Origin of the sequence: Streptomyces abyssomicinicus, from assembly GCF_008974245.1 — a bacterium.
GTDB classification, from domain to species: domain Bacteria; phylum Actinomycetota; class Actinomycetes; order Streptomycetales; family Streptomycetaceae; genus Streptomyces; species Streptomyces abyssomicinicus.
Genome location: NZ_BBZI01000014.1, coordinates 244,776 through 252,042, shown reverse-complemented (window position 1 = coordinate 252,042; position 7,267 = coordinate 244,776). Strand labels below are relative to the sequence as shown.

The 7,267-nt window shown below is 74.2% G+C and carries 5 protein-coding genes; 1 reads left to right on the top strand and 4 read right to left on the bottom strand.

The annotated features are described in order from the left end of the window. Window positions 1–388: 388 nt before the first annotated feature. The gene (locus GBN72_RS31580) at window positions 389–1,129 is read right to left on the bottom strand and encodes an SDR family oxidoreductase (RefSeq protein WP_151775392.1); all 741 of its coding nucleotides are present in this window, start codon (window positions 1,127–1,129) and stop codon (window positions 389–391) included. A gap of 86 nt (window positions 1,130–1,215) precedes the next feature. On the opposite strand from GBN72_RS31580, the gene GBN72_RS31575 reads away from it, so the two are divergent. Then, window positions 1,216–1,833 (top strand): TetR/AcrR family transcriptional regulator, encoded by a 618-nt coding sequence (locus GBN72_RS31575; protein WP_151775391.1) that lies wholly within the window; start codon window positions 1,216–1,218, stop codon window positions 1,831–1,833. A gap of 27 nt (window positions 1,834–1,860) precedes the next feature. On the opposite strand, the gene GBN72_RS31570 is transcribed toward GBN72_RS31575, so the two are convergent. The 3 genes from GBN72_RS31570 to ligA form a co-directional block, all read right to left on the bottom strand. Next, window positions 1,861–3,084 (bottom strand): SfnB family sulfur acquisition oxidoreductase, encoded by a 1,224-nt coding sequence (locus GBN72_RS31570; protein WP_151775390.1) that lies wholly within the window; start codon window positions 3,082–3,084, stop codon window positions 1,861–1,863. A gap of 971 nt (window positions 3,085–4,055) precedes the next feature. Then, a complete protein-coding gene (locus GBN72_RS31565; protein ID WP_151775389.1) occupies window positions 4,056–4,922 on the bottom strand; it encodes a DUF1963 domain-containing protein in 867 nt (288 codons plus the stop codon). Window positions 4,923–5,103: 181 nt separating this feature from the next. After that, complete coding sequence (ligA, locus tag GBN72_RS31560) at window positions 5,104–7,191, bottom strand: NAD-dependent DNA ligase LigA (RefSeq protein WP_151775388.1); 2,088 nt, start codon at window positions 7,189–7,191, stop codon at window positions 5,104–5,106. Between the last annotated feature and the right edge of the window lie 76 nt (window positions 7,192–7,267).

Genomic DNA, 7,267 nt, shown 5'->3' with positions numbered 1-7,267 from the left:
GGACAACTCCGGCCGTACGGGTCCGGCGACCGGGCAGCTCAGGCCGTCGAGCGGGCCGGCGCGGCGAAGGCGCGCCCCACCCATGGCCAGGCTGCCGGGCCGTCGGGCAGGCAGCCCCCCGCCGGTCGCGCGAGCGGCGGGGCGTCCGGTGGACGGGGCCGAGCCAGCAGCCGTCGAGCGGGTCCCGGCGGTGGCCGGGGCAGCGCCGCGGCCCGGCCGTCGGGCGGGCCGTCGGCTGGGCAGTGCAGCCGGCGCTCGGGCGGGCGACCGGGCGGGGCGGCCCTACGGCCGGGCGGCCGGGCCGTGGGGCGGGCTGCGGCGCTGCCGGTCGGGCAGCCGACCTGCGGTCAGGCCCGCGCCCCGCGGGCGGGCGATGACCCGCCGGAGGTCAGGCCATGCCTCCGTTGGCGAAGAGGGTCTGGCCGTTGATCCAGCGGCCCGGGCCGGCGAGGAAGGCGACGGCCTCGGCGATCTCCTCGGGCGTCCCGAGCCGCCCCGCCGGGTTCATGGCGGCGATCCGGTCGATCTCCTCCTCGCTCTTGCCCTTGAGGAACAGCGGCGTGGCGGTCGGGCCGGGCGCGACGGCGTTGACCGTGATGTCCCTGCCGCGCAGTTCGCGCGCCAGGATCGGCGTCATGCCCTCCACGGCCGCCTTGGAGGCGACGTAGGCGCCGTAGGAGGGGAACCGGGTGCGGGTCACAGAGGTGGAGAAGTTGACGATCGCCCCGCCCGGCCGGAGCCGGGCGGCCGCGAGCTGGGAGACGACGAACGCGCCGCGGACGTTGGTGCGGAGCGTGCGGTCCAGGTCCGCGAGGTCCAGCGTCGCGACGGGCGACAGGGGCATGATGCCGGCGGTGTTCACGAGGACGTCGATGCCGCCGAAGGCGGCCTCGGTGGCGTCGAAGGCCGCGGCCATCGCCTGCTCGTCGGCGACGTCCCCGCCGACCGTGACGGCCCGCCCGCCGGACCTGGTGATCGCGGCCGCCGTCTCCTCGGCCCGGGCGGCGTTGCCCGCGTAGTGCACGGCCACGGCGAGGCCGTCGGCGGCCAGGCGTTCGGCCACGGCGCGGCCGATGCCACCGGAACCGCCGGTGACGAGTGCCACCCGGTCTGCGGTCTTGTCGGTCATCACTGCTCTCCCGATAGAATATGAACGCACTGTTCATATGAGAAGCTACGCGGAAATGAACAAGCTGTCCACAAGTGAGGGTGACGATGTCCGAGAACGCCGCCGTACGGCCCGGCCGACCCGTCCGGCCCGGCCGGGGAAGGCGGCCGGCCACGGAGGTGCGCGCCGCCGTGCTCGCGGCGGCGGGCGACCTGCTGCTGCGGGACGGGCTGCAGGCGCTCACGTTCGAACGGGTGGCGAAGGAGGCGGGGGCGAGCCGGACCACCCTCCACAAGTGGTGGCCCTCGCCCGGCGCGCTCGCGGCGGAGGCGTACTTCGCCCGGAGCCGTCCGGTGCTCGACTTCCCCGACACCGGTGACCTGCGCGCCGACCTGGTCACCCAGCTCCGCGCCTTCGTCCACTGGCTGAAGGACGAGGGCGCGGAGCGGCCGGTGGCGGAGCTCGTCGGCGCCGCCCAGACCGACCCCGACGTGGCCAGGGCGTGGTCGGAGAACTACGCGCGGCCCCGCCGCGAGCTGGCGCGCGAGCGGCTGCGCACCGCCCAGCGGCAGGGTCTGCTGCGCGCGGACGCCGACCTGGACATCGTCGTGGACCAACTGTGGGGCGCCTGCTACCACCGGCTGCTCGTGCTCAGGACACCCTTCGACGCGTCCCTCGTCCCGCGCCTGGTCGACCACGCGCTGCGCGGAGCGGCGCCCCGCTGAGGACGGCGGCCCGGGCCGGGGGCGGTGTCAGAGCAGACCGTGCCGGGGCGGACGGGTGCCGTGCAGCGTCTGACGGCCGATGTGCTGGAGCTTCCAGCGGGCGGGGTCGTGCAGGGTGTGGGTCCGCGCGTCCCGCCAGTACCGGTCGAGGCCGAGGGTGCCGAGGGCGGACCGGGTGCCGGACACCTCGAACAGGGCGCTCGCCACCTCCACCGCCGCCCGCCCGGCGGTGACCTTCGCGGCCGCCACGGCGATCGACGCCTCCGCCGCGTTGTCGTCGGTCAGGTCCGCGCGGGCCGCGTCCACCGCCCGCGCCGCGGCGCTGAGCAGCGCCTCGGCGGCCCGGACGTGGACGGCGAGTTCCCCGAAGCGCTGGATCAGCAGCGGGTCGTCGAAGGCCTCCGGATAGCCGGCGTCCACGCCCTCGAACCAGGGACGGCTCTTGGTCCGGACGAAGGCGACCGCCTCGGCGAGCGCGCCGTCCGCGATGCCCGCGTCGATCGCCGTGTGCAGCAACTGGGCCACAGCACCGTGCAGTTGGGGGCCCTGGAAGGTGAGGTGATGAGGCACGACGCGGTCGGCGGGCACCGGCACCCCCTCCAGCCGGACGGTGCCGCTGGCCGTGGTGCGCTGCCCCAGTCCGTCCCAGTCGTCGACGACGGTCAGCCCCTCGGCGTCCCGCGGCACGTAGGCGACGTGCAGGTTGCCGTCCGCCGCACGGGCCAGCACGGGGATCCAGTCGGCGAACAGGGCGCCCGTGCAGTAGTGCTTGACGCCGGTCAGCAGGTACGAGCCGTCACCGGACGGGGCGGGGTCCAGCCGGGTGGTGATGTCCTGGAGGTGCCGGGTGCCCGCCTCGGACTGGGCGTTCCCCAGGCGCCTGCCGGCGAGGATCTCGCCGAAGAAGAACTTCTGCTGCTCCGGCGTGCCCACGCGGCGCAGGACGTTCACGTAGACGAAGTGGCTCTGCGGGATCTGCGCCAGGCTGGCGTCGGCGGAGGCGAGCAGGCGGAAGATCTCGGCGAGGGTCTCCTGCCGGACGTCCGCCCCGCCGAACTCCGCCGGCACGGTGACCGCCAGCAGTCCGGAGGCGGACAGCTCGTCCAGTTCCCGTTCGGGCAGCAGGCGTTCGGCGTCCCGGCGGGAGGCGTCGTGCCGGAAGCGCTCGGCCAGCTCCGCGGCGACGGCGAGGGCCTCGGCGTCGTCGGCGATCACGTGGGCGGGCGGGGACAGTGAGGGGGCGGTTGCCATGGTGGCTGCTTTCGTCGGGAGTCTCGGAGGATGGAGGACGACGTGCCCGGCGCGGCTCCGGCGACCGTCACCTCCCCGTCCTCCCGTTCCTCCGGCCCCTCCTTCCGCCGGTCCGTCGTCACGACGGGCGGAGCCCCGCTCCGGGTGGGCGATGGGTTCCGTCGCGAGGAGGAACGACCTGCCCGGTGAGGGGGGTGGGGGGCGGCACTGACGCGTCGGGGGCGCGAGGGCGGCGTTCGGCATCCGGGGCACGGGGCCCGACCCGCCACCCGTGGGCCCGGCCGGGGCTTCGGCGGCCGTGGACCTGCACGGTCCGGTGAGGCGCGGAACGCCGGGCAGTGGGGGGAGCGCCCTCGATCGGGACGCGCGGGGCCGGAGTCCTCCGGTCGTCAGGCCGTACGACAGAGCGCCGCCGCGACCCGGACCAGGTCGACACAGCGGCGGGAGGTGAGCGTCCGGCGCAACATGGCTCGATGCAAGCAGAACGCTCCGGAAGCGTCAACAGCCCCTCCAACAGGCGGGATCGACGCCCGCCGCGCGGGCCGGGAACCGGGCGGGCCCGGCGGCCGATTCCCAGGGCAGCACCGGTGCGGCAACGGCGATGGGTGACCTGGACATGGCCGCGGTCCGGCAGCGGTACGAGGCGTACCTCGGCCGGTCGGCACGGCAGGAGGGGCCCGCTCAGGTCTTCGACCTCGACGGTGCCGCTCTGACGCTCGTGCCCGATTCGGATCTGGCGGCCTTCCTGCCGGGCGAGCGACCCCGCGCGCTCCCGGCGCTCGTCGGCTGCACCGTCGCCGTACGCGACCTCACCATCACCCGCGACCTGCTGCGCCGCAACGGACTCTCCGTGTGCGAGACGCCGTCCGGCGACCTGTTCGTGCCGGCCGGCGCAGCTCCGGGTACCGCTGTCGTCCGCCGCTCCGCCGCCCGGCCGACGGCGGGTCGGCAATCCACCGCGCCGAAGCTGTTCACGGGGCCTGGAAATGGGTCACGGTCAGCGCATTGTCCCACCGGGCGGCGGACAGGTCGTCGTGGCGGATCATGAATTTCGTGTAGTACTCCGCGAGGACCCGTCCTTCACTGGCGAGCGGTATCCACTCGCTCGCCAGCCGGAGCGCGTCCTCTTCCAGCAGAGGGGCGAACGGCTCTCCCTTCGCGAGGGTCTTCGCCGTGATGCCGCCGACCGTCGCCTCGTCGTCGGCGTACCCCCCGATGACGAGATGGGAGCCGGACGGCCACAGGTCGTGGGCCAGGGACCGAAGTTCGTCCAGGTGCGGCAGTTCACGCTCCATGTACCGGGCCAACTGCTGCTGGAAGCGTGACATGTCCTCCCACTCGAGATCCTCCCAGAACTCGTGCCAGTCCTCGTCGCCCTCCTCGAGCCAGAGGGGCAGTTCGGCTCGGAGCTCGGCGCGGACGTCGATCCGCTCGCCCACCCGCGCGGAGCTGGGGGGTTCCGCGACGGCGGTTTCGGTGCCCTCCGGTACGTACACGACGCGCGCGTACCGCCCCGGATCGGCATGCGATGCGCCGAAGTCCCTCTCCTGGTGCACGAAGAAGAGCAGCGTCCCGTCCGCCGGCAGGTCGAAGCCGTCGACCCTCGGCAGCGCCCCGCAATCGACGGAGAGGAGCAGCGGCAGCGGAACGTCCCCGGCGGACGGCCACTTCATGCCCACCGGCAGCCGGGGCGACCCACCGATGTGCCCGACCGGAGAACCGTCGCCACCCCCGGACAGTCCGATCGCCAGACGAAGGTGCCGGCTGAAACCGCTGATCTCTTCGTCCGGGATGCCCGACTCGAGCGCCGCCCGACGAAACTCTCCCTGGTGATCCATGCCCGGGAAGATAAACCGTTCCCGAACCGGCTGTGCCGTCGGGGTGCGGCCTTCCTGTCCGTCGGACAGGCGATCCCACGCGCTGGGCCGGGCCCGTCGGATCTCACGCCGAGGAACTCCACCTCACCGGGGGGGGGAGGTGGAGGGTGAGGTCGGCTCGGTCGCGGCTGGTGACGCGGGGTCAGACGTCCCCGCCGAGCTGGTCGGCCAGGAGTTCCGCGAACTCCTCGGGGGTGAGGACCCGCACGCCGAGCTGCTCCGCCTTGGCGGCCTTGCCGCTGAGCTTGCCGCCCGCGGCGGGCGCGGCGACGAGGTAGGCGGTCGCGGCGGTGACGCTGTCGCTCGCCTTTCCGCCCGCCCGCTCGATCAGGTCCTTCACGCCGGTGCGGCTGAGGTCGGCGAGCGGGCCGGTCATCTTCCCGGTGACGACGACCTTCATCGGCCGGCCGTCCTCGCCGACCAGCGGGCCCTCCCCGGCGCTCTCGTCGACCGGTTCGGTCATGGTGGCCCCGGCGGCGATCATCTTGTCGATGACGGGGGCGAGTTCGGCGAAGGCGGCGACGATGCCCGGCGCCTTCTCCGCGCCGATGCCCTCGACCTCCCGCATCGCCTCCGCGTCCGCCGCCCGGATCGCGTCCATCGTGCGGAAGTGGGCGGCGATCCGCTGCGACAGGCGCCGCCCGGTGTTGCGGATGCCGAGCGCGCACACCTGCCGGCTGAGCGGCCTCGCCCGGGCGGCCTCGATCTGCGCGAGCAGGCTCGCGCCGCGCTTCGCGCTCCCGGCCGCCCCGGACAGCGTCTCCAGGTCGAGGGTGTACAGGTCGGCGATGTCGGTGACGGCGCCGGAGGCGACCAGCGCGTTCACGTACGTGGTGCCCAGGCCGTCGATGTCGAGGCAGTCACGCTGCGCCGCGTAGGCGATCAGCGCGGGCAGACGGCAGGCGGCGCCCTTGACGCACCGCCATCTCTCCTGGCTCTTGTCGATCCCGCCGCCGCAGTGGGGGCACGTCTCGGGGAACGGCACCTCGACCGCGTCCGCCGGGCGCAGTCCCACGACGGCGGACTGCACCCGGGGGATGATGTCACCGGCCTTGTACACGGTGACCGTGTCCCCGAGGTGCAGGTCGCGGCGGCGGATGTCGGCCGGGTTGTGCAGCGTGGCGTACTCGACGACGCTGCCGTCGATCTCCACCGGCTCCAGCCGCGCGCGCGGGGCGAGCACGCCGGTGCGGCCCACGTTCCACTCCACCTCCAGCAGCCTGGTGGTGCGTTCCACCGCGGGCAGCTTGTACGCGACCGCCCAGTGGGGGAAGCGCGACCCGGACCCCGCCGCCTGCTGCTCCGCCGCGGCGTCCGCCTTCACGACGACGCCGTCGATGCCGAACGGCAGGCCCGGCCGCATCGCCTGTATCTCCTCGACGCGCGCCTGCGCCTCCTCGATCGTCCGCACGAACCGCACCGCCGCCGGGTTGTCGCGGGTGGTGCGCACCCCGGCCTCGGAGAGCGCGGTCAGCACCTGGGAGTGCGACGCGTCCGCGGGCAGGAAGGACCCGCCGTCGAGGCCGACCGCGCCGTACGCCCAGAACGTCATGGCCAGCCGGTACGGCCGGTCCTTGGCACGCAGGGTGCCGGCGGCGCCGTTGCGGGGGTTGGAGAACACCTTCGCGCCGTGCTCGGCGCGGATCTCGTTGGCCCGCTCGAACTGGGCCTGCGTGAAGAGGACTTCGCCGCGCACCTCGACCGTCACCGGAACCTCGAGCCGCTCCGGGAGGCCTTCCACGGTGCCGATCACATGGCTGACGTCCTCCCCGAAGCGGCCGTCGCCGCGGGTGACGACCCGCTCCAGCCTGCCGTCGCGGTAGCGGGCGGCGATCGCCGCGCCGTCCAGCTTGGGCTCCACGGTGAAACCGCCCTCGACCGGTCGGCCCAGACGCCGCTGCAGGCTCTCGCCCCACGCGACCAACTGCCCGGCAGAGAAGACGTTGTCCAGCGACAGCATCGGCACGGTGTGCGCGACGTCGCCGGCCGGCGCGGCGCCCGCCGCGACCTGACGGGTGGGCGAGTCGGCCGCCACCTCGCCGGGGTGCGCCTGCTCGTAGGCGGCTATCGCGAGCAGTTCCCGGTCGTACGTCGCGTCGTCCATCACGCTCTCGGTGGCGACGTCGCCGTCGCCGCCGTAGTACGCCAGGGCGGCCGCGCGCACCCGGGCGATCGCGGCCGTGTACCGGGCAGGGGTCGTCAGCGCCTCGACGGCGGGAGAAGTCGTCATGGGGACCACTCTTCCGCAGGGGTCCGACAATCCGGAGCACACCGTTCCGCCTTCGTCCGGGGCAGGATGGACTCCG